General features: G+C 56.2%; 26 protein-coding genes and 1 CRISPR repeat array. Of the genes, 10 read left to right on the plus strand and 16 right to left on the minus strand.

Annotation, left to right across the window (positions count from 1 at the left end):
• Positions 1–101 precede the first annotated feature (101 nt).
• Positions 102–866: a CRISPR direct-repeat array (repeat unit 26 nt; unit sequence GTGGAGTCTCAAGAGAGGATAGAAAG).
• Between the two features lie 164 nt (positions 867–1030).
• Entirely contained in the window at positions 1031–1684 is a 654-nt protein-coding gene (locus AC1HCZ_RS06320) for a hypothetical protein (protein ID WP_479462694.1), read from the minus strand.
• A 135-nt stretch (positions 1685–1819) separates the two neighbouring features.
• Here AC1HCZ_RS06320 and AC1HCZ_RS06325 point away from each other — a divergent pair, with 135 nt between their 5' ends.
• Positions 1820–3673 (plus strand): aldehyde ferredoxin oxidoreductase family protein, encoded by a 1854-nt coding sequence (locus AC1HCZ_RS06325; RefSeq protein WP_479462695.1) that lies wholly within the window; start codon positions 1820–1822, stop codon positions 3671–3673.
• A 4-nt stretch (positions 3674–3677) separates the two neighbouring features.
• Here AC1HCZ_RS06325 and AC1HCZ_RS06330 read toward each other — a convergent pair whose 3' ends face one another.
• Positions 3678–3935 (minus strand): hypothetical protein, encoded by a 258-nt coding sequence (locus AC1HCZ_RS06330; protein WP_479462696.1) that lies wholly within the window; start codon positions 3933–3935, stop codon positions 3678–3680.
• Between the two features lie 81 nt (positions 3936–4016).
• Here AC1HCZ_RS06330 and thrC point away from each other — a divergent pair, with 81 nt between their 5' ends.
• Entirely contained in the window at positions 4017–5243 is a 1227-nt protein-coding gene (gene thrC / locus AC1HCZ_RS06335; protein ID WP_479462697.1) for a threonine synthase, read from the plus strand.
• Between the two features lie 192 nt (positions 5244–5435).
• Entirely contained in the window at positions 5436–6002 is a 567-nt protein-coding gene (locus AC1HCZ_RS06340; RefSeq protein WP_479462698.1) for a hypothetical protein, read from the plus strand.
• On the opposite strand, the gene AC1HCZ_RS06345 is transcribed toward AC1HCZ_RS06340, so the two are convergent.
• The 5 genes from AC1HCZ_RS06345 to AC1HCZ_RS06365 form a co-directional block, all read right to left on the minus strand.
• The gene (locus AC1HCZ_RS06345) at positions 5982–6782 is read right to left on the minus strand and encodes an SDR family oxidoreductase (protein ID WP_479462699.1); all 801 of its coding nucleotides are present in this window, start codon (positions 6780–6782) and stop codon (positions 5982–5984) included. The genes AC1HCZ_RS06340 and AC1HCZ_RS06345 overlap by 21 nt on opposite strands.
• Positions 6779–7681: a ribonuclease Z gene (gene rnz, locus AC1HCZ_RS06350; protein ID WP_479462700.1), complete on the minus strand. Its 903-nt coding sequence runs from the start codon at positions 7679–7681 to the stop codon at positions 6779–6781. The genes AC1HCZ_RS06345 and rnz overlap by 4 nt, the downstream gene beginning before the upstream one ends.
• Positions 7682–7797: 116 nt before the next feature.
• Positions 7798–8481 (minus strand): DUF357 domain-containing protein, encoded by a 684-nt coding sequence (locus tag AC1HCZ_RS06355; RefSeq protein ID WP_479462701.1) that lies wholly within the window; start codon positions 8479–8481, stop codon positions 7798–7800.
• Positions 8478–8897 carry an AbrB/MazE/SpoVT family DNA-binding domain-containing protein gene (locus AC1HCZ_RS06360; protein ID WP_479462727.1) on the minus strand — a complete coding sequence of 140 codons (420 nt, stop codon included), beginning with the start codon at positions 8895–8897 and terminating at the stop codon, positions 8478–8480. The genes AC1HCZ_RS06355 and AC1HCZ_RS06360 overlap by 4 nt, the downstream gene beginning before the upstream one ends.
• A 54-nt stretch (positions 8898–8951) precedes the next feature.
• Complete coding sequence (locus AC1HCZ_RS06365; RefSeq protein ID WP_479462702.1) at positions 8952–9359, minus strand: DUF2286 domain-containing protein; 408 nt, start codon at positions 9357–9359, stop codon at positions 8952–8954.
• 103 nt (positions 9360–9462) lie between these two features.
• On the opposite strand from AC1HCZ_RS06365, the gene AC1HCZ_RS06370 reads away from it, so the two are divergent.
• A complete protein-coding gene (locus AC1HCZ_RS06370) occupies positions 9463–10140 on the plus strand; it encodes a PHP domain-containing protein (RefSeq protein WP_479462703.1) in 678 nt (225 codons plus the stop codon).
• Here AC1HCZ_RS06370 and AC1HCZ_RS06375 read toward each other — a convergent pair.
• Complete coding sequence (locus AC1HCZ_RS06375) at positions 10134–11462, minus strand: signal recognition particle protein Srp54 (RefSeq protein WP_479462704.1); 1329 nt, start codon at positions 11460–11462, stop codon at positions 10134–10136. The two genes, AC1HCZ_RS06370 and AC1HCZ_RS06375, sit on opposite strands and share 7 nt — an antisense overlap.
• A 105-nt stretch (positions 11463–11567) precedes the next feature.
• Here AC1HCZ_RS06375 and AC1HCZ_RS06380 point away from each other — a divergent pair, with 105 nt between their 5' ends.
• Entirely contained in the window at positions 11568–11759 is a 192-nt protein-coding gene (locus tag AC1HCZ_RS06380; protein WP_479462705.1) for a hypothetical protein, read from the plus strand.
• Here the strand turns inward: AC1HCZ_RS06380 and AC1HCZ_RS06385 are convergent.
• Positions 11728–12720: an amidohydrolase family protein gene (locus AC1HCZ_RS06385; RefSeq protein ID WP_479462706.1), complete on the minus strand. Its 993-nt coding sequence runs from the start codon at positions 12718–12720 to the stop codon at positions 11728–11730. The genes AC1HCZ_RS06380 and AC1HCZ_RS06385 overlap by 32 nt on opposite strands.
• Before the next feature lie 31 nt (positions 12721–12751).
• Entirely contained in the window at positions 12752–13780 is a 1029-nt protein-coding gene (locus AC1HCZ_RS06390) for an NOG1 family protein (RefSeq protein WP_479462707.1), read from the minus strand.
• Positions 13781–13817: 37 nt separating this feature from the next.
• Here AC1HCZ_RS06390 and AC1HCZ_RS06395 point away from each other — a divergent pair, with 37 nt between their 5' ends.
• The 5 genes from AC1HCZ_RS06395 to AC1HCZ_RS06415 are packed head-to-tail and all read left to right on the plus strand — an operon-like array spanning position 13818 to position 15574.
• Positions 13818–14066, plus strand: a complete 249-nt coding sequence (locus tag AC1HCZ_RS06395; RefSeq protein ID WP_479462708.1) for a hypothetical protein — start codon at positions 13818–13820, stop codon at positions 14064–14066.
• The gene (locus AC1HCZ_RS06400) at positions 14044–14424 is read left to right on the plus strand and encodes a hypothetical protein (protein ID WP_479462709.1); all 381 of its coding nucleotides are present in this window, start codon (positions 14044–14046) and stop codon (positions 14422–14424) included. Before AC1HCZ_RS06395 ends, AC1HCZ_RS06400 begins: the two co-directional genes overlap by 23 nt.
• Positions 14425–14434: 10 nt before the next feature.
• Positions 14435–15118 carry a tRNA(Phe) 7-((3-amino-3-carboxypropyl)-4-demethylwyosine(37)-N(4))-methyltransferase gene (locus tag AC1HCZ_RS06405; protein ID WP_479462710.1) on the plus strand — a complete coding sequence of 228 codons (684 nt, stop codon included), beginning with the start codon at positions 14435–14437 and terminating at the stop codon, positions 15116–15118.
• Positions 15087–15224: a hypothetical protein gene (locus AC1HCZ_RS06410; RefSeq protein WP_479462711.1), complete on the plus strand. Its 138-nt coding sequence runs from the start codon at positions 15087–15089 to the stop codon at positions 15222–15224. Before AC1HCZ_RS06405 ends, AC1HCZ_RS06410 begins: the two co-directional genes overlap by 32 nt.
• Positions 15225–15250: 26 nt before the next feature.
• Entirely contained in the window at positions 15251–15574 is a 324-nt protein-coding gene (locus AC1HCZ_RS06415; RefSeq protein WP_479462712.1) for a hypothetical protein, read from the plus strand.
• On the opposite strand, the gene AC1HCZ_RS06420 is transcribed toward AC1HCZ_RS06415, so the two are convergent.
• The 6 genes from AC1HCZ_RS06420 to AC1HCZ_RS06445 form a co-directional block, all read right to left on the minus strand.
• A complete protein-coding gene (locus AC1HCZ_RS06420) occupies positions 15555–16214 on the minus strand; it encodes a choice-of-anchor V domain-containing protein (RefSeq protein ID WP_479462713.1) in 660 nt (219 codons plus the stop codon). The genes AC1HCZ_RS06415 and AC1HCZ_RS06420 overlap by 20 nt on opposite strands.
• Positions 16215–16287: 73 nt before the next feature.
• A complete protein-coding gene (locus AC1HCZ_RS06425) occupies positions 16288–17442 on the minus strand; it encodes a DNA topoisomerase IV subunit A (RefSeq protein ID WP_479462714.1) in 1155 nt (384 codons plus the stop codon).
• A 22-nt stretch (positions 17443–17464) separates the two neighbouring features.
• Complete coding sequence (locus AC1HCZ_RS06430) at positions 17465–17923, minus strand: hypothetical protein (protein ID WP_479462715.1); 459 nt, start codon at positions 17921–17923, stop codon at positions 17465–17467.
• Positions 17908–18456 carry a hypothetical protein gene (locus AC1HCZ_RS06435; RefSeq protein ID WP_479462716.1) on the minus strand — a complete coding sequence of 183 codons (549 nt, stop codon included), beginning with the start codon at positions 18454–18456 and terminating at the stop codon, positions 17908–17910. The genes AC1HCZ_RS06430 and AC1HCZ_RS06435 overlap by 16 nt, the downstream gene beginning before the upstream one ends.
• 29 nt (positions 18457–18485) lie before the next feature.
• Positions 18486–19877, minus strand: a complete 1392-nt coding sequence (locus AC1HCZ_RS06440) for an NAD(P)H-hydrate dehydratase (protein WP_479462717.1) — start codon at positions 19875–19877, stop codon at positions 18486–18488.
• Complete coding sequence (locus AC1HCZ_RS06445; protein WP_479462718.1) at positions 19874–20944, minus strand: hypothetical protein; 1071 nt, start codon at positions 20942–20944, stop codon at positions 19874–19876. Before AC1HCZ_RS06445 ends, AC1HCZ_RS06440 begins: the two co-directional genes overlap by 4 nt.
• Between the last annotated feature and the right edge of the window lie 266 nt (positions 20945–21210).

The following is a 21210-nucleotide window of genomic DNA, read 5'->3' on the forward strand; positions in this document are numbered from 1 at the left end:
AATTTCTTAAATGGAGAGAAAAATAGCTGGGAATTGTAAGGAAGCGGTAGAACGAAAGCCTTTTAAGGGAAGGAACTTGGAGCTTTATACGGAAGCGCTCGGTGGAGTCTCAAGAGAGGATAGAAAGAGGACGTCTCTTACTAGGTCGATGGGCATTACGAATTTTAAGTGGAGTCTCAAGAGAGGATAGAAAGATTCATCCTGCTCTACCGCCCTTTTGACTACCTCGAGGGGGATGTGGAGTCTCAAGAGAGGATAGAAAGTACAATTACAACATCGTTCCAATGGACAACGTATTCATACCAGTGGAGTCTCAAGAGAGGATAGAAAGCCGATGTTTGCTTGAACGCAAATGAAACCTCCCGCCGGAAGTGGAGTCTCAAGAGAGGATAGAAAGAAGAGTACTATGTCAGCGCTGGTATCCAATAGCTTGTTTATCAGGTGGAGTCTCAAGAGAGGATAGAAAGTGAACGACGACAGTTGCCTGCCCTGCATCGCGAAGAAGAGTGGAGTCTCAAGAGAGGATAGAAAGTGGAGAGAGGCATTGCTAGGGCGCTGGCAATAGGCATTACGGTGGAGTCTCAAGAGAGGATAGAAAGTATCGGTTGGTAACCTCGTCTAATCAGCATTTCTAGTGGAGTCTCAAGAGAGGATAGAAAGATCACCAGCCATTTTTCCTGGTTCCTATAAAGATGGTAAACGTGGAGTCTCAAGAGAGGATAGAAAGTAGACATCGCCGAAGTAGAATACCTAACATACACATCACAGTAAGTGGAGTCTCAAGAGAGGATAGAAAGGTTCTTATTTCGTCGAACCAACGTATCTTCCTTGTACTAACATGTGGAGTCTCAAGAGAGGATAGAAAGACTTATTCAGGACGCAAGCGCGACGATGTTATCAAGGTTCCCAACTCGTACGAGATAGGGCCTGTGTAGAGTGGGGTTACGTAAGCAAGGAGTTTTCGAGTGCACGTTCTACCTAATCTTAGACCCCGAAGGCGCGCATGAAATGGATGTTATGCAAGCAAAAATCACATGTACATAACACCTATCATCAACAACACGTCGCTTATTATCCTCAACAAGTACCAAGTATTGAGCATCGGGGTTCCTTTCCACGCTGCATACAAGGGTAGTATTGCTGCGTATATCAAGAAGCTGAGGCCCGACAACAAGCCGCCGACGATCTTAAGCTTGTAGTACAGTTGAATTCCCGTCGCCGCGATTACCAAGCTGCCGGGAATCAAGAAGACCCACTGGGCCAACGCGAAGAACGGGTGTTTTACGTCCTCTGCGACCCAGACGCAGTACCACCTGAGCGCCAAGAACAGCAAAGTTCCTACGACCGCGTAGGCCTCTATGTACTTAGCAACCTTGCTCTTGAGTAAGTCCTTCATGATCTGTGATATCGCCATCAATGAGAAGGCCATGAAAGCCGCCACCAGCACGTTCCTCAAGCTCTCAAACACCTTATAGTTCATGTCTTTGACAAACTTCGACATTTCGTAGTTGTACTGTTGTTTTATCCAGCTCAAGACTGTGCCGCCCAGCGTGTGGGCCAAGGCGTAGCTGAGCACGCCGATTCCGAAGTAGAGGGCCGCCTTGTCCTTAGATCTCGTATAGAAGTAGAGGAGCGCCGCCGCTATGACGTACTCTATCAGGGAGCTGACGTCAGCAGCAATCATGGTCTTCCCGGGAACATTCTCATAATATATCTAGTTAATTAAGGATCATGTCTTTCTGTCGAACAGAGCGTTACTGCTCGATCAAGGTTATGATATATAGACGCAAGGGCGTACGTGACTTGAGGACTGGCGCCCTTGAGCGAGTTTAAGCTTCTCCGCGTTAACGTGAGCTCCCAAAAGGTTAGGGAGGAAACCATCGAAGAGAAGACCTTAAGGAAGTTCTTGGGCGGGAGGGGGCTCGGCGCCTACTTGGCCTTGAAGGAGATACCCAAGGGTGCCGACCCCCTTGGCCCCGAGAACAAGCTCTTCATCATGTCCGGTCCGGTCACAGGCACCGTAGAGGGGTTCGAGGCGGGCAGGACCCACTTCGTGGGCAAGAGCCCCTTGACCGGCCTCTTGGGAGAGAGCAACATGGGCGGCCGGTTCGCCCCTTGGATGAGGTACTCCGGCTACGACGGGATAGTTCTGGAGGGCAAGTCCGACGAACCGGTATGGATAAGTGTGATCGAAGGGGATGTAAAATTCCACAGCGCCAAGGAGGTCTGGGGGAGGGGAACCCACTACACAGAGTACTACGTGAGGAAACAGCTCGGCGCTAAGCCCAACGAGGGGGCGGTGCTGGCCGTGGGGCCGGCCGGAGAGAACGGGGTACGCTTCGCTAGCTTGATCCACGCCGGCGGGAGGGCAGGGGGAAGGACGGGCCTCGGCGCAGTTATGGGCTCAAAAAAGGTCAAGGCGATTTATGTATACGGCACGAAGAGGCCCGAAGTAGCTGACGAGGAGAGGTTCAAGAAGGGGGTGGAGTACCTCAAGGAGAAGATAGGTAACCATCCAGTCAAGAAGGCCTTAAACAGCTACGGTACTGCAGTCTTAGTGAACATAATTAACAAGATTGGCGCCCTCCCCACTAAGAACTGGAGGAAGGGGACCTTCGAAAGGGCCGAAGACATAAGCGGGGAGAGGATGGCGGAGAAGTATTTGGTCAAGACGAGGGGGTGCTGGGGTTGCCAGATAGAGTGCGGGAGGTTGGTCAAGACCTACTCCCCGGAGTGGGGCGTACCAGAAGGCTCCAAGGGGCCGGAGTACGAGACTATATTTGCCATAGGCTCTAACTTGGAGCTCTCGAACTTAGAGGCCGTAATTAGGATAAATCACGTGTTAAACGACTTAGGAATGGATACTATTGAGTTTGGCAACACGGTTGCAGTACTCATGGAATTGTACGAAAGGGCTGGAGAGTTGGGAGAGAGGTCGGAGGAGTTGAAGAAGCTCTTGGACGGCCTAAGGCCGGAGTGGGGCGTGCCGAACCCGGTTCTGGAACTCGCCTACAAGGTGGCCAACAGAGACGGGATAGGGGAGGTAATGGCTAAGGGCGCCAAAGCGTTGGCGGAGACCTTTGGTTGCGACTGCGTTGCGGAGGCCAGAGGCATGAGCTTACCCGCGTACGACCCCAGGGCTATAAAGGCAATGGCCTTAGCTTACGCCACCTCGAACAGGGGAGGGTGCCACTTGAGGGCCTACGCGGTAAGCTTCGAAGTCTTGGGCATACCGGTCAAGACAGACCCGCTCGAGGTTAGCTCTGAGAAGGCCAAGATGGTGAAGGACCAACAAGACTTCTTCGCTACCATAGACAGCATGATAGTTTGTAAGTTCAACACGTTCATGACTCCCTCGCCGGAAGACTACGTAGACTTGTTGGCCGGCGCCACGGGTTGGGACATTACGGCCGAGGAGATTATGGAGATAGGCGAGAGGATATACAACGTAGAGAGGCTCTTCAACGTCCGCGAGGGGGACCCCGGAGACTACTTGAGCAAGAGGCTCTTGGAGGAGGCCCTTCCGGACGGCCCGGCGAAGGGAGAGACCGCGAAGAGGGCACTGGAGGTCATGTTACCGGCTTACTACGAGTACAGAGGTTGGAAGGACGGAAAGCACACGGAGGAAACGCTGAGGAGGCTGGACCTCCAAGAGTTCCTCTATATAATATAGAATTTTATGACGTTTCTCTAAGCCCTCTCCCTCCAAAATATAAAGTAGCTAAGACCGTATAGGAGGCCGCTATGGCGGCTGAGACCGCGCAAGCGGAGGCACAGCTGCTGCAGCAGTATGAGCAAGCCACGTAAGCCCCCAGGGCCGCGAAGGGGGCCGCGAAGATGGTCCCCTTGACGTAAGGCTCCACGAGGCCCAAGGAGTAAGCTATGATGAGCGCTATCGCTATGTTAAGGGCGAGCGAGAGCAGCCCGCCGACCACCTTCCCTTCTCCAACTGCCTTAACGCGGTTTCGATAATTAGTTAACGTCCCGAGACCGAGCAGTCGGAGGGAAGGAGCTCAGTGAGGGCCAAGCTTCGCTGCGTCCGGTGTGGGGCCGAGTACGACGCGCGACCCAAGATGTTCTCGTGTCCCAAGTGCGGGAGCTTGCTAGAGGTAGTACTGGAGCCGGAGGAGTTGCCCCCTTTCGCGGAGTTTTCTAAAAGGAGCAGGATGAGGGGGATATGGCGCTTCGCGGAGCTCCTCCCGTTGGAGACGGACGCCCCGGTTACCATGGGTGAAGGGAACACTCCCTTAATAAGGTTGGAAAAACTCGAGAAGGTGATAGGGGTTAGGAGGCTCTACGCCAAGTTCGAGGGGGCTAACCCCACCGGCTCTTTCAAGGACAGGGGTATGAGTTTGGCAGTAACTGTGGCCAAGAAGGTTAAGGCTAAGGCTGTAGTAGCCGCGTCCACCGGCAACACCGCGGCCTCCGCGGCGGCCTACTCCGCCAGGGCCGGCCTCAAGACCTTCTTGATCCTCCCCAGCGGCAAAGTGGCGTTGGGCAAGCTCGCCCAGAGCTTGTTGCACGGCGCGGCAGTGGTAGAGCTGGAGGGCAACTTTGACGCGGCTCTGGAAGCGGTCAAGGAGTTGGCGAAGATGCCGGAGTTCTACCCACTCAACTCCTTCAACCCTTGGAGACTCGAAGGACAGAAGACCTTGGCCTTCGAACTTTTTGAAGAGGTCGGAGTCCCTGACGTAGTAGTGGTGCCTGTGGGCAACGCGGGCAACATCTCAGCTATATGGAAGGGATTCAAGGAGCTGAAGGAGTTCGGCTACTCCAGCGCGCTCCCCAAGATGGTGGGGATACAAGCGGAGGGGGCCTCGCCCATAGCCTCCGCCTTCAAAGCGGGCTTGAGTTCCCCGCTCTTCACCGATTCACCCGAAACGGTGGCCACTGCGATAAGGATAGGGAAGCCCGTGAACTGGATGAAGGCGTGGAGGGCGGTCACCGAGTCGGGAGGAACCTTCGAGGTAGTTTCTGATTCCGAAATCATAAGGGCGCAGAGGCTCCTAGCGAGGGAAGAAGGCGTCGCCGCGGAGCCGGCCGGCGCGGCCAGCCTGGCCGGAGTGATGAAGCTGGCGTCCGAGGGCTACTTCAACGGGGACGAGGTGGTGACCGTGGTGGTCACGGGCCACGGGCTGAAGGACCCGGACAGCGTGAAGTTCCACCCGGCGGACAAGCTTACCGCCCTTAACGTGGAGGACGCCGTGGACAAGGTAATTAAAGCCTTAAAGGTGGTCATTTGAGACCTCCTAAGTTCTTCATCCTACTCTCCTACATACTTATCTTCGCTTCGATTCTCTCCGGACCATTGTTCTGGGCCCTGTTCGTCTCGGGCGCGGCGCTCGCCGTCGCCTCTTACGCGGCCTTGGTCCTAGAGCTTAAAGCCGAGGTCAAGTGGAGGGAGCTGGAGCTAGCCGCCCGAAGGGTGGAGCCCCTTGCTGTTCGGACTTCCAGAGAGCTTGGAGGGGTACCGGGTCTTGGAGAGGGTGGACTTAATCGTCCTCGGGGACTTCGAGGGGGAGAGGGAGCTGGAGCTGAGAGCCCTCTTAGAGGTGTTAGAAGGGACGGGGGCGAAGAGGGTTAGGACCCCGTGGGCGGGCGAGGGCTTGGTAATACCGCCTTGGAGGAAGAGGAGGGACTGGAGGACCAGGCTCTTGCCCTACGAGGTCGAGGGCGACTTCGAGCTTCTGCTCTGGTTCCAGAGCCCCCACCCCGCGGGCGGGGTGCCGGACATAATGATCTCCCCTCCCCCGTGGGAGCTCCGAGGCGACGTACTGGTTTTCTCCGGCACCCCCGCCTGGAAGCTCCCCCAAGAGCCCCTGGCTTGGACGCCCGAGGTGGTCGTAGAGGTGAAGAGGAGGCCCAGGAGGAGAAGGAACTACCCGGCCCCGGTGAGGATAATGGCCGTCCAGGAGCCGGGAGAGGCGGAAGGCTGGGAGGTGGTCGGGTTGGACGAGCTGGGGGAGAGGGTGAGGGAGGTCTTAGAAGAGCGTTGGCACTAGCCCCCCGTCCACTTGTAAGGCAACTCCGTTCACGTAAGAGGCGGCCTCCGAGGCGAGGAACACCACCGCCCTCGCCACCTCCTCCGGCTTCGCCAGTCTCTTGAGGGGTATTCTCTCGCTCAGCTCCTTTAGGACCTCTTCGTAGCTCTTCCCCTCCATCTCCGCCCTCTTCTCGATTACTTCCTTGACCCTCTCGGTTAAGGTGTAACCGGGGAGGACGGAGTTGAAGGTCACTCCCCTCCCGGCGTACTCCCTAACCAACGTCTTCATGAGCCCAGCTATCCCGACCCTAACCGCGTTCGAGAGGACTAAGCCTTCCAAGGGCATCTTTATGGCTACGCTAGTTATGTAAACTACCCTTCCCCACCCCCTCTCCACCATTTCCGGGAGGACTAGCTTGGTCAAGTGGACCGCGCTCTCGAGCAGTAACTTGTACGCTTCCTCCCAGTCATCCGGGGTGGTCTCTTCAAAGGCCTTCGCAGGAGGACCCCCAGAGTTGAAGACCAACACGTCCACCCCGCCGAGGGCACCCCTAGCCTCCTCTACCAGCCTTTCCCTTTCCTCCTCAGACCTCAAGTCCGCCGCAGTCCCCCAGACCTCCCCGATGGGAGAGAGCTCCTTCAAGGCCCTCTTCACGTTCTCCTCCCTCCTGGAGCTTATGAAAACCTTCGCGCCCTCCTTCAGAAACTCCTTCGCTACGGCGAAGCCTATTCCCTTAGTAGAGGCCGTTACCAAGACCCTCTTGCCGGCCAGCCCCAAGTCCATAGCGACACCGCTCACTTCAACACAACCACCTTAGTTAAGTCCTCCGCCGCGTAGGAGCTCGGGAATATCCTCCTGGCCTCCTCCAAGTGCCTCCTCAAGTCTTTATACCTGGATGAGAAGTGAACCATCAAGAGCTGCTTGGCCCCGGCCCTCGCGGCGGCGAGGGCGGCGTCCTCCGCTGTGGAGTGCCCCCTCTCGTGCGCCTCCTCATTTAACTCTCTGGTGAACGTAGCTTCGTGAACCAGCAAGTCGGCCCCCTTGGCTTCCTCGACCAACCTCTCACACGGGGCCGTGTCCCCGCTGTAAACCACCTTTATCCTCTTCCCCTCGAAAGTGAAGTCCTCGTACCTGAACACCTTTCCCTCCCAAACGACGTCCTCCCCGCGTTGAAGCTTCCCCCAGAGCCTCTTGGGCAACCCCTCTCTTTCCAACAGCTCCGCCCTCACCTTCCTCTTTGGAACTACCTCTATGGATATTCCAAATGCTGGTACGCTGTGGTTTACTGGAAATACCCTCAACACCACGTTCCTATAGGTTATTTCCATGCTGTCGACTACCTCAATTATCCTTATGGGATAAGGAGGGTAAAAGTAGGTGAGCTCGAAGGAAAGGAGGAGGAGCTCTTCCAGCCCCCTAGGTCCCACCACGAGCAGCTCCTCCCTCCTGGAGGCCATCGCCATGGTCTGGAGCAGGCCCGGGAGGCCGAGGACGTGGTCCCCGTGGAGGTGGGAGACGAAGACTATCTTTATCTTAGAGAAGCTTATCTTGGCCTTCATGAGTTGGAACTGGGTCCCCTCGCCACAGTCCAAGAGCGCTCCCACGCCTTCGTACTCGAAGTAGTGGGCCGGCAAGGCCCTCCCGGGCGCGGGGGAGGCCGCGCCGCTGCCGAGAACCACGAACCTCGCCTTCCTCAAAGCCTTGTTCCTTTGAAAGGGGCGACGGAAGGCCCCTTATGGGGATGCCCGGATGCACCTCCTCCGAAGGGGTGAGGAGAAGGTAAGGACGGGGACCCGCTCGTCGCCTCCGCGCCTCACGCGGGCCCCTCGCGCCCGCAGAACTCTTCCAACACCTTCTTGATTATTAAGCTGGAAGAGCACAGCCCCTGGGGTATGCACTTCTTCTCCTTCATTCTCACCACTTCTACCTCTAGCCCCCTTCTCTTGAGCTCCTCCCTCAGCTCCTCCTCGTCCCACTTCTGGTCGGGGCCCAAGAAGATCACGTCGGGCTTGAGCTTCACCACAGTCTCTATCGGGTCTTCCCCGCCCACGTAAGCTTCCTTAACGTACTTCAAGCTCCCAACCACGTACCTCCTCTGCTCTTGGGGCACGACGGGCCCCCTCCCCTTCAGCCTCTTGACGGTCTCGTCCCTGGCCACCACCACTATAACGTCGCCTAGCTTGGAGGCCTCCTTCAACAGCTCCACGTGTCCCGGGTGCAAGATGTCGAACGTACCGCCCACGAACACCCTCTTCCTCCTTCCTTTTTTCCACTCGAACTCGGCCTTCCCGATCATCTTCAAGGCGTCCAGCAAGCCCTCCGCGTAGGAGGCGGTAACCAAGGCGGTCTCACAGTCCCCGACGTTTAAGTAGTACTCGGTGTCCTCCACATACCTCTTGGCCAGCTCGACCACTCCTTCGACTTCGGAGGGGTACCTAACCCACTCGAGCGCCCCCTTCAAGTTGTCTAAATACTTCGCGGCCCTCTCGCAGCTCAAGCTCTCTCCGAGGGGCTTGGGTGGGGAACCTTAACCGCTGAGGCCTCTGAGACGCCCTTCAGCGCCCTTAGCTGTTCCTCCACCTCCTTAGGGTCCACGTCCTTGGGTACTTCTGCTATTATCTGACACTCGGCGCTCTCCCCCTTCTTCACAGTCTTGCAGCTGGTGGCGAGTTGACTTATGCCCATCTTTGCCAACTTCTCAGCTATCTCGGCCAGCTTTCCCTTCTCGTCCTTAAACAATACGAATATCTCCAGTATGACCTTGTCCTCACTCACGCTGGGGAGGATGGTTATTTCGCCCTTGTTGAGGTCAGCTATCATTACTACGTAGCTGCCGCCCTCTATGTTCAGCGCGTCCCTCACAGTCCTAGGGATGGTGATTCTCCCCTTCATGTCCACTTTTAACAACTCCACTAGCCTCAAGACGGCCTTTCCCGTGGGACTCTAGTGGTCTGAACCCCTAAAACCTCACTCAGGAGGCTTGGAGACCTCCTCCGACACTTGCTCAGCCATCTCCTTCAGTTCGTTAAGCTCCTCGTTGTCCAAGTAGGGGGCCACCAAATACACTACGTAAGGAGAGCCCCGGTATGCGTACTTGGGGAAAGTTATGACGAAGTAGGGCACCTTCACGACTGCTACGTTCCCCTCCTTCCTCATTTCATACTTGCTGAGGGCCTCGTACTGTTCAGGGGTAAGCGGGAGCTTGTACTCGAACTCCACGAAGTTCCCCATTACCACGAAATCCTTGCTCTCCGGTTTCCATTCGTCCTTCAAGGCTGCTATGGCCTTCTGTCTCACCACCTCGTTCATATCTCCCTTTATTACGACTGCGTTCGTGCCGCTCTCAGGGTCATACTTTACCAAGACTAACTTCAAGTCCCGCTCCTCGAGCGGTCTCGAAGGGAAGGCTTTATGGTTTTGAGCAACTACCCAACGTCGCTTAAATTTAAATGAAGTAGGAATACTACCGGGGTCCATTTTGCGCGCTCTGAAGGCAGACCTCCACGTGCACAGTACCTACAGCGACGGCCTAGACCCGGTCGAGGTCGTCCTGGAGGCAGCCCTTCAGAAGGGACTGGACGTAATAGCTATAACGGACCACAACACCTTCAAGGGGAGCGTGGCAGCCTCAAAGGTTGTAAAGGAGAAGGGTTTGGACTTAGTACTCGTATACGGGAACGAAGTGAGGGCATACTACTTGGGAAAGCTCTTGGACGTGCTAGTACTCTGTCCGGAGTACCCGGGCAAGAGCTGGCCGAGGGACGCCTTAGCGCTCTACGACTGGGCCGATAAGAGGGGCTGCCTCTACGTCCCGGCCCACCCCTTCGACTCCCGGAGGTTCGGCTGCGGAGAGCTCTTGTACGACTTGGAGCTGCACGCCGTGGAAGTGTGGAACGCGAGGGCACCCAAGCCGCTCAACGAGGAGGCGATGAGAGCGGCCAAGGTGCTGGGCAAGCCCGGAATAGCTAACAGCGATGCACACGAGGCGGAACAAGTAGCCTTGGCGTACAGCGTCTTGGAGGCCGAACCCACTCCCGAGGGAGTTTTGGAGGCCATCTTAAAGGGGAGGGTTAAGGTCGTGAGGGGAAACGTAAGTACCATGGGGTATTTGAGGTACGTGAAGAGGAAACTATTAAACAAGAGGAGGCGTTACTGAAGCTCGAACTTTTCCATCAGTTTGTTCAACATTCCCTTCTTCCTCTTGAGTTGTCTTATCATCTTCCGAGTCATCTGATAGTGTTTGAGGAGCTCCTCCACGTCCTTAACGCTCGTACCGGAGCCTATCGCTATCCTCCTCATCCTGGAACGGTCTATCACGCTCGGCTTTTCGAGCTCTTCCAAAGTCATTGAGTTAAGTATTGCCAGCCACTTGTCCAGAACCTTATCGTCGACCCGTCCCAAGACCTTGTCGTCCAGCCCTAGCCCCACCCCCGGGAGCATCTGGAGCAGCTTCTTGAGGGATCCCATTTTCTTGACTGATACTATTTGGTAATATAAGTCTTTTAAGGTTATGTCTCCCTTCTCTATAACCTTCTGGCTTATCTCCTCTAGTTTCTCCGCTTCCTCCAAGCCCTTGAGCCTCTCCAACAACCCCTCCAGGTCGCCCAGTCCCAATATCCTAGCTACGAACTTCTTGGGCTTGAACAGTTCCAGCTCTTCCAGCTTCTCTCCCGTGCCCACGAACTTTATGGTGGCCCCCGTGACCGCCACGGCCGAGAGCGCCCCGCCGCCCTTGGCGGTGCCGTCGAGCTTGGTGACCACTATTGAACCTACCGGGGTGGTCTTATGGAAGGCCTCCGCCAAGGCTTTGGCTTGTTGACCTATGCTGGCGTCTATAACGAGCATCACTTCGTCCGGCTTTACGGCCTCGCTCATCTCCTTCATCTCCCGGAGCAGCTCGGCCTCGTTCTTGTGCCTCCCGGCGGTGTCAACTATTATTACCTCGGCCCCTTGCGACTTAGCCCACTCCACCCCCCTCTTCGCTATGCCCACGGCGTCGTCCCCGGGCTCGGTGTAGAACAATACCTTCGCCCTCTCGGCCAGCTGGCTGAGCTGCTCCTTAGCCCCCGGCCTGTAAGTATCGGCGGCGACCAGCGCGACGCGGTAGCCCCTCACCTTGTAGAACCTCGCCAGCTTGCCTGCCGTCGTGGTCTTCCCGCTCCCTTGCACCCCGACCATCATTATGACCCAAGGCACCTTGGGGGGCTTCGGGTCGGGCTCTTCGTCTCCTCCGAACAAGTTGGCCAGCTCCTCGTAGACTATCTTCACGAACCAGTCCCTCCTGGAAGCGCCGGGCGGGGGCCTCTCCTTGAGGGCCCTCTCCCTTATCCTCTTAGTCAGTTGTAAGACCAGTTTAACGTTGACGTCCGATTTTATTAGGGTCTTCTGCAGCTCCTTTATAAATAGGTTGACCGAGGTCTCGTAGTCCGCGGAGGAGCGGAGGAACTTCCTTACCGCCTCCCTGACTCCCTCGAGCAAAACTGCGAGCCCCATAAGTTATGAGGAAGAAGGTATTTCAAGTAGGGTCCCAACGTTCGAAACCTTTATATTCGGAAGCGTGCCATGCTCCAAGGGAAGAAGGGTATGACGGCGAACGTAACGCCGGAAGAGCTCATACTCATCTGCTCAACCTTGGAGTTGCCCGAGTGTGAAATAGTGTACGAGACCTTGATGGACCCGATGGCCTTAAGCCTGCTGGGGGAGGAAGGGTTAAACGAGCTTTTTGAGAGAGTAGCCAAAAAGCTCAACCGCCAAAGAGCCTCCTTGCCCTCTTGACGTCCTTCGCCCCTATGGTGAGCATCTGGGAGATGTCAACCACCACCTCCCCCGCCGCTATGACGGCCTCTACCTTCGGGTTTGAGGCTATTATCACTTCCTCTGGCTCCCCCTCGCCGGCCGTCCACCCGGGGGGCTCGGAGACGTCCCACACCACCATGTCGGCGTAGTAGCCCGGCTTGAGCTTGCCCACCCCCTCCAGCCCCAGCACCTCGGCCGCGTTGACCGTGACCGCCTTGAACGCCTCTAGGGCCCCGGTGCCGGTGTAGTACAGCGTCCTTATCACGTTCATTAAGTTAGTAGTCTTGGATTCCAAAAAGCCGTAGGTCCTAACTCCTCCCCTCTCCAAGACGACTACGCCCCTCTCCTTCGATATTCCCTCAGCCTCCCTCACCACTATGCCTTCCTTCCGAGAGACCAGCGGCAGCCCCAGCTCCCTCGCGAGGGCGAGGGCCTCCTCTCCCCCGTTCAGCGCCGCTATCCCGGCGTAGATCCTCTCCTCGTAACCGTTCCACTTGTTCAACAGAGTCCTCAGCTGGTCCTTCCAGTCCGGCGCGGCGGAGTCGACGAAGATGACGGCCCTTATCCCGGCTTGGACCACCGCCCTCGCCACAGGCTCTACCTTACTCTCTATGGTACCGACGGTCGTGAATCCGCTCAACAACAAGTCTTGCAAGGCCATTAGGGCTGCGTAGTAGAGCTCCTCGTCCGTCTCGGCCTCCTTACCTCCGAAGCGGGAGGGGTGCTTGGTTAGGGATGTTAGGGGGCATATCAAGCCCGGGGTGAGTATTCTCCCCTTCCCGTTAATGTTGTAAGTGGCGAAGGCGTACTCGTCCGGCGGCTCCCCTTTGCCCGCGGCGACGATCCTTCCCTTGTTAGCGTAGACGTATCCCACGTAGCTCTTTCCGGGCTCCTCGACTACCACGCCGTCCCTAAAGAGCACGCTGTAGCCTTCCTGCACGCTCCCCTCTAAGAGGGGGCGGGGGATAAGGTTAAGGCTTTGGGAGGCCCGCGGAGAAGTCCTCTTCCGCCCTCCTCCTCAGCTCCTCCATGAGCTCCTCCAAGCCTTCTCCGGTCCTCAACGAGAGCTTGAAGACCTTCAGCTCCCTCTCGGCGGCCGCCTCCTCCGCGAGCCTCACCTTCCTCTCGCTGGCGACGTCCATCTTGTTTAACGCCACTACAACCTTCTTCTTGCCGACTATGTTTATCACGTTGTCCAACACCTCCGTCTGTTCCTCAACTCCGTAACCCTCTTCGCTGACGTCGTATAAGAAGAGCAACACGTTAGGCAAGTGTCTTATAGCTATTACCGCTTTCTTCTCTATTTCATTCAAGGAGTCCCAAGGTCTGTCTAGGATTCCCGGCGTGTCGACCACTTGAAACCTCCTCCCGTCCTTCTCGAAGTGTCCTAGGTGGACTTGCTTGGTCGTGAAAGGGTAGGAGGCGACCTCCACCTCGGCCGTGGAGACCACCCTAACGAAGCTGGACTTTCCAGAGGAAGGCATCCCGGCCACCACTATCCTCGGCTCTTCGAAGTCCACGGAGGGTAAGGAGGCGACTGCATACTTGAACTCCCTTACGGTATTCAAGGCGCCCCTAGACCTCCTTACCATGCTTAGGGCCCTTCCTACGGCCTCCCTCCGGAACCTCGCCGCTTCCTCCAAGCTCACGGCTGCTCTCACCAGGGCCCGGTAGTCCTCCCACATCTCCTTGAGCTTGTCCCTAAGCCTCTTCAATCCCGAGGCGGCCGCCCAGTACTTCTGGTAGGGAACGGTCAGGGAGGCCAGCTCCAAGTAGAAAGGGTGCAAGCTTTCCGGCCTCGGGAGCTTGTCCAAGAAGGAGAGTTTGTCTATAATTATCTGGTAAGTCAAGTTTATCCTGTTTATCTCCAACTCTATTATGTGTTTGGGCCTCTTACTTTTCGGCTTGAGTTCCGGGTACCTCTTGAGGACTTTCTTGACTATTTCGTCGGCCGTGGGCACGTGGAGGTGGCGGAAGTAGTTCGGAGGGTCCTTAAGCACTTTTGCCCCCTCGGGCCTCGCCGGAGGAGGTTAAGATATGTGGGAGAGGCTCTTCGTCCCGCCTCTGGCGGCCTCCTTGGTCTCTTACGTCTTACAAGCTAAGGCGGAAGGAGCAAGGAAGAAGCTCTTAACCTTCTGGGCCTCGTGGGCAGCAACGGCCTCCGTGCTCCACGCCCTCCTAGCCTTGCCCCTGGCCTTGGAGCCGGCCTATCCGCTCCTCGCCCTCTCCACCGGCGCGTTCATGTACAGGGGGGTGAGAGCGGTTGAGGATAAGGGACCTCGTTGAGGAGGTAAAGGCCAATTTAGACACTTTCGAGGAAATGTTGAAAGAACTTCAACAGAGAAAGGAGGAATTGAAGAAAGAGGTAAGGGACCTCATGAAGAGGGCAAAAAAGTTAAGGCTCTTGGATAGACACTGCTTCAAGGTAGGAAGGAGCTGTTCCGTGGAGGCGTGCTACTCGGGAGTTAGGATAAGCAGGGGGGTGCTCGGGGTTGACGACGACTTAGTCCTTTATCTGGTAGACGGTTGTAAGGTAGACATAGTTGAGCCCGAGGCCGAGGATTTGTACGAGGCGCTCTTGAGGTTGAAGGAGGTGTCTTCGGAAGCAGTTAAGCAGTTATCGGAGCTCTTGGACTCCCTCTAGGGCCTCGCAGTTGGTTGGAGAAGCGTGGGCAGAGGCGAAGGAGAGAGCTTACAAGAAGATGTGGAAAGACTTAGAGATAGGTTATTTGGACAATGATATATTTGACATACTTGAGGACTTCTTCTCCTTGCCATACGCCTTCACCAAGTCGAGCTGTTCGGGAAGGGTTACCGCCGTGGACGCGGAGTTCCCGTGGTCTAGGGACGGAACCATAGTGTTCAAGGTACACAGGCCGATCTCCTCGGAAGAGTTGGTAAAGATCTTGAACAAGCCCGTAAGCAAGAGGTTGTGGCTCAACGTCCAGGGGCCCATATTTCACGTAGTAGCTAAAGATCTCGAGTCAGCGTTTAAGGTTTTAGAATTGGCTAGGAAGGCGGGCTTCAAACACAGCGGCATCTTGACGGCCAACGAAGAGGGGTGGCTAGTGGAGCTTACCACGGGGGTGAGGGCCAACTTTTTGTTGAAAGTAGGGAACGAAGTGTTGGTCAAGCCTGCGGAGTCCTTACTAAAAGCTGTGAACGACGTGCTGTTGCAGGGGAGGAAGAGGCTTGAGGCCCTCAGACAAGCGCTTCGCGAGGCTAAGGGAGGCGCTGAGCTTGCTGGCCCAAGCGAGGGAGCACTTCGATTCGAAGGGGTCTCTGGACAGCGAGGGGAGAAGCTTAGTGACCAAGGCAATAAAGCTTCTGAAGTCTGAAGGGTTCAAGGTTAGCTGGAAGAAGGTGAGAAGGTGGGACGAGGAGAGCTTGGAGAGGCTCTACGCCGCAGCGGAGGACTTGTTAGAGGAGCGCTCGACCCGGTAGCGGTCGGCTCGCTGCTGCTAGTAGCCTTGATACTGTTCTTCGGTTCCAGAGCTTTAGTAGGGAACGGGGCCAGGGCTTTCGGGCCCAACGTAACCTACGTGAGGACTTGTGTAAACTCGACCACCGGGGTGAGGTTCGACCTCCCCTCGCCGGCCTCCGTAAGCGCCGTCGCTCCCGGGGACGGGCTGGCGCTGAGTTACCCGAGCTACGCGGAGGGCAGCTTTGTACTCGAGGTGAAGGCCTTGTCTAAGGGGAACTACACGGTCTCCGTAACTCTCACGGACGTAAAAACATTGAATGTAAAAAGGTTCGACATTGAGGTCGAGGTTGTTAGCTGCCCCTCTTCTTGATTAAGTTAATTGCCAGCAACGCTATCACGAAAGCCAGCGTTGTTGACTGAGTGAACAAAGAGACTAGCAATAAGTCCCTTATTTCTTTCAACACTTTGGGGGAGGCCGCAGAGGGGCCCGAGGGGGCCGTCCCGGTCGGCCCCGTCCAGCCGACGGGGTAAGACATTATCACCTTGGCGCTGTAGTGGTCTCCGAAGGGGGTGGCGTCCCCGTTGGCGGCGATGGCAGCTACCTTGAACTTCACGGGCGTGGGCTTTGACGGGGCCCTCCAAGAGAAGTGCCACTCCCTCTTCATGTGGCCTCGCTCGCTGTGGGTTATGTAGGTCCCGTCGACCGGGTTCTGGGCGATTAGAGTGTTGACCTTGTCCGTCTGTATAATTTCGCCGGCGGTAGGGTGGGCCGCGAAGCCCCCACACCCGGCCATCACCTCGAGGTTACAAGGGTTAACGTCCACTATCTTTACAGTTATGTTGTAAACCTTTCCAGGCTCGTAGTACTTGGGAATGCCCTTAACCACCAAGTCATCTGATGGGAACGGCTTCGCGTCCACGTGGCACTGGGTGCAGCTGAGGGTCGGCGCGCCGTTACTCATGGCGAGTGCAACCACAACTAACGTCAGCGTAACTGTCAACGCCCTCAAGGCTAGCCTCCTGTGGTTTAGGGCGCGGTCGGCGTTAATTTAGGCGATTACTCCTTCCGCTCGGACGCCGGCCTCATTCGATCCAGTCCTTCGTCTGAACCTTCTGGGGCAAGTAAACTTCAGCTAAGAACTTTAATCCCTTAACGGCTAAGGCCTCTATTTCCAGCTTCTTCTTTTCTTTTAAGAATAGCTTGAGCTCGTGCATCCATTTTGGCGAGTTCTTGAACCATTCGTACTTCATCATTTCATATGCTCTCTTGATGTCTCTGTCCTTAGCTACTATTATTACGTTCTTCCTCTCCTTCGGGCTTAGCCAGTTCTTCTCGAACACGTCACTCATACTCACCCCCAGGAACTTCGCGTTCGGCGTGGCCAGCCTCTGGCTCTCGAAGCTCAAGTTTATGCTGCCGGACCTTATCACGCTGAAGATGTACCACCCGTAGGGGTCGGCGTCCGTGAGGACGTAAACTGGAAGGCCCAACTCCTCGTTCAACCTCCTTATGAACCTCCTGGTCGCCCTGTCGGGCTGGCCGGAGGTGCTGACGAGTATGCACTTGTTCCTCTGCCAGAACTTTATTCTGTGGAGCTGTTGGAAGACCGCGTCCTTCTCTATTACTAGCACGTATTCTGCGTTGACGTCTATGAAGTCTATCAAGTCGGGCGTGGGCTCTATAGCGTAAGCCCCGTGGCCCATCTTGCTCAAGTCTATGACGTCGTCGCCCGACCTTATTCTCATATCTCCAACTACCTTGCCCTTCTCCTTACTCAATATTAGCATCTCCTCCCTCAGCATTCCGGTATATACCTCAACGTCCACAATCAGCGCGTCGCTCTCCTTCTGTTCGTCCCACGTGTTCTCCTCTCTCTTCCTCCCCCTCAGGTCCCTGTAGATTATGGTGTGCTTGCCCCTATAGTATAAGTCACGTATGGTCGGGTACTCGTCGTTCAATAAAGCCTCGTATATCAAAGACGCCATGAGCAAAGTGTTGGTGAACTTCTTCGCCTCCCCCTTGTCCAGGAACTTCCTTAATATGGTCTTCTCGCCCGGCATCAGTATCCTCTTGTCGTTGTCGTAAACTACGTTTGTCTTAGTTCTAGACAGGATTTCGAGTACGGGCTCCTCGCCGTTCCTTATCTTGTCTATAAGAACCTTGAACTTCTCGAAGAACGTATTTATAGCCCTCTTGCGCGCAATTAGGTCTACTTGCGACGCCACTGTCGGCCCCACATCAAGAATTTAAAGAGGTTAATTAAGGAGGGCCGCGAGCCCGTCCTCTCCAAATAGCGTTCTGACGAGCGGCCCCTCCAGCCCCGGCCGCCGACCTCGCTCTGTCTAGCTCTATTTGTAAGACCGCTATTTCGTGTTCCAGCGTATACTCCTTTGGAAGGCCGCACCTCCTCGGGACCAAGGAGACTTCATCTCCAGGGGGAGAGCCGGGACACCAAGGCTCTTTAGCGTCAGGACACTCGCCCGAGGCGACGCCGGCCAGCTTCTTCCCCTTTTTAACTGCCTTGAAGAGCCCCACCAAGCTCTCCGAGTCTGGGTAGACCCTCCGCGCGGCCGAGCCGTCTATCACTATCACCGTACCCTCCACGTTCACGTAAACTACCGTGTCCTTCCTTATAGCGTTCGAAAGGAACAAGGCAGAATTGACCGCCAATGCGGCCTTCCACGGACTCAAGGGCTCGCAAATTAGGACCTTTCGCACCTCTCCAGCTCCTCCCTGACCTCCTTTAAGATGTTGGATATAAACATACTTATTAGGAGGGCGCTCTGCATGACTGGCTTGCTCACGTCCGCCCCGTACTTCTGAGCGTAGGAAACGGCTTGGGGAAGCCTCCCGAAGGCGACGTTTAGGATCTCGTTCTCCTTGTCGTTTAAAGTATTGAGCTTAAAGTCTACCAACTTCTGCAACGCCTCCTTCAGGCCCTTAGTATTACAATCCTTCAAGAACTCATCCACTATCTCTTCCTTGGACCTCCCTCCGACCCCCTTGCACGCCTCCTCCACCAAGTACTTGAGTTGGGGCGGGTAGTCGGCCTTCTTGAACATCTCCGCCATCTCCGGGCAAGTTATCGCCACGTTAGCCTCGAGGGTTATGGCAGCTACACCCATCAACGGGTAGACCTCCGAGTTCTCGCAGAACTCCTTCACGAACCGCTCTCCATACTTAGTCCTTAAGGCACTGAAGAGTAAGAATGCGAAGAGGGAAGAACAAGAGTGGAGCTCTTCGAAGTCCAAGCGACCACCGGCGGACGGGTCGAAGGAGCTCATATTTGCTTGGTGCCCACCGACTTGGCCAGCCTCGGGACGGTGCGCGTCAAACACTCCGGGGAGGCGTGGCCCTCCTCCTCGTAGCAGACCTCGCCCGCCGCCCCGTTCAAGTACGCCGCCGCCTTGGCCGCCCACCAAGGGTCGTCCCTCCCCAAGTACGCGGCCGTCACGCCAGCGAGCACGTCCCCCGTACCCCCCACGGTCATCCACTCGTTGCCGGTCTCGTTCAAGACCCCCTTGTCCCCGCAGTGGACCACGTCTACTTTACCCTTGAGTATCACGCAGGCCCCGTAAGCGTCGGCTATCTCCTCAGCTGCCTTCACCCTCGACTCCAAGTCGTCGCCCACGTCCCTCCCGAGGAGCGCCCTCGCCTCCCCCAGGTGGGGGGTGAGCACCGCCCTTCCGGAGAAGTGGGCCCCAACTTTGGGCAAGAGCTTTAACGCGTCCGCGTCTACGACTGCCCTCGCACCGCTCTCCTCCACGTACTCCAGCGCTTCCTTCAATGCTTCGAGGTCCCTCCCCAGTCCCGGTCCCAACAAGAGGACGTCTACCTTGTCCGAGGCCAACTTCTCCTTCAAGTCCCTTCTGTCCCTCCAGATGAGTTCCGGGAAGTCCATTCTAACCGGAGAGTAGACGAATACCAAGTCGGCTCCGGACCTAAAGGCCGCCAACCCGGCCAAGTAAGGGGCCCCTTGGTAAAGCTCGGAGCCCCCCACTACGCCCACCCTCCCGTTCTGGCCCTTCCTTCCCCTCCTCCTCGCCAGCACCGCGTCCCCTGGGCCCGTGTGGGTGTCGGCCTTCCTCGGTATTCCTATTTCGGCCACTACTACCTTTTCCATCATATCCTTTAACACGGGCTTAGGTCTGTGGATGGTCACTATCAAGTCGGCCTCAAAGCAGAGCCCGCAGCCCCCTTCCGGGTCCGCCCCGGAGGGGAGGTCTATTGACACTTTGAAGGAGTTAGTCTTGTTGGCCCACTCTATCAGCTCCCTTACCCTCCCCCTCGGAGCCCCCTTGGCGCCGGTGCCCAACAAGGCGTCTATTATCACATCTGCCCCCTCAGGCTCTTCTACCACTTCTACTCCGGAATCCTCGGCCCTCTTTAACTGCTTGAGGGTTATTTCCTTGAGTTCGCATCTCTTGTTTGCGAGGAGCACCTTTACCTTACGACCCATGAGGGCCAAGTGTCTGGCTGCGACCAGGCCGTCGCCCCCCTTGCCTCCCTTGCCGACCAAGACTAGGAAGGAGCGACCCTCCGGGTAGGCGAGCCGGGCTACCCACGAGCCGGCGTTCTCCATCATGAGTTCCTCGCCAAACCCGAGGGCAGCGGAGTTGAGCTCCACCGCCCTCATTTCCCTTACGTCGTAAAACTCGCCGCGTGAAATCAAAGCCTCACCAAGGGCGCCACGTATCCCGCGGTCCGAAAAACGTCTTGTGAGACGTTCCTCGAGGAGAGGTGGACCAAGTCGCTCAAGAACGCGTAGGCGGTCAAACAAACTACCGATCCTACGAATCCGTACTTATCTATGCCAAACTCCTTATGCAGCGCGTCCAAGTACTTTCTTAACGTAGACGTCATAATACCTTTTTCGTCTAGCTTGGACAAGATGCTCTGGCCTATTACTCTGGTCGGACGTTTGGCGCAGCCCCCGAGTTCGCTCTCCGCCTTGTCTACGACGGCTATAAACGCTCCTGCGTCCCAAGACTTAGCCTTGCTTATAACGCTAGAGAACACGGAAGCGCCGACGGTTGATACGAACTCCTTCAAGGACAGGCGGGTGGGAACGAAGACCGTTACGGTCAGCGTGACGTTCCCGTGCAAGCGGCGGGCCGGCGGCGAGGCCTCCTGCTGATTTGTAGAGAACAGCACGAAGGGCGCCTTCCTCTCGGAGTAGGGTATCACCTTCGTCCTCACCCTTTTCACGGCGGGGTGGGAGAGCAGAGTTAGAGGGGAACGCTGGGCCAGCTCGTTCTGTGCGGAGTACTGTGCTAGTTTGATCGTTATGTAAGTCAACTTGCTCACCGCGGGGTACTTCAGCTCGCCAACCTCGACGTTCATCAGTTCGTCGCTGAAGCCCGTCGGCAGCGCCTCTTCTGAGGGCTCGGCGATCACCCCGTTCAAGCCGTTCCAACACCTCTTGTGCTTCTCCAGCGTGTCAGACATTACGACGTCCATTTGTTTGTTGAATACTTTTAGTTTCCTCACGTCCATGCTGCGGTACACAGAGTTCAAGTCCAGCGAGTCTCTGTTGCTCTTTATCACCTTGTTGACGCTCTTTTGTACCCTGTTGACGGAGCCTTCCAAGCTGTTCAGGTCGATCTCGTCAGTCTGCCACGGCGGGCACATCACCGGGTCGTAGGAGTCGCTTACCGGCACCCCTCGGAGCGACAGCGCCCTCAGCGGAGCGAAGTCGCTGTAATGAGAGTGCATTATTTCTTTTCTCTTAAAGTCCATGGTCTCGCCTCGCTTATCCGTGTTAGTTATCGAGAACGGTGCAGTGCCGTCTCTATTAGGGCGTTATGTACTGCCCGCGTCCTTCCTCCCAGTATACTGTTAGGTAAGTGAACTTAGCTGGACGAAAGGGTTATGTATACGTAATACTGCTGCTTTCCTCTACAAAAATTGTTAGATATACGCCGTTGATTCGCCTCGTTCGGCTTCTAGTTTCGACATAATCGACGGAATGGATATTGCTAGAGCGCTCACTAACTATTTAAAAA

Source organism: Ignicoccus sp. (assembly GCF_056435145.1).